This window comes from Arthrobacter sp. Soil_C_49, assembly GCF_057656635.1.
In genome coordinates this window covers 1-217 of sequence record NZ_JBDGJZ010000051.1, presented here as the reverse complement: position 1 = coordinate 217, position 217 = coordinate 1, and the positions used below count along the sequence as shown (strand labels likewise).

At 62.2% G+C, this 217-nt stretch carries 1 pseudogene; it reads right to left on the bottom strand.

Annotated features, from left to right (window positions below):
• A pseudogene (locus AC3A4Z_RS22660) lies at positions 1 to 217 on the bottom strand (HNH endonuclease signature motif containing protein); the annotation flags it as partial.

The following is a 217-nucleotide window of genomic DNA, read 5'->3' as shown; positions in this document are numbered from 1 at the left end:
CATTTTCCGTCCCTGAGTTGCAGTGCTTTTTTCATGGGTTTGGTGAGGCGGTAGTTGGTGCGGCCGATTTCCAGTGGTGCCCCGTCGCGGGGGTCGACGAGGACGCGGTAGAAGGAGCTGGCACCGTTGGCGACGAGTTCGCGGGCCATGGAGGCGGGGATCGGACCGTAGCCGTCCAGGTTTGCCGGTTCGTCCGTGATGTCGAATAGGGCGAGTA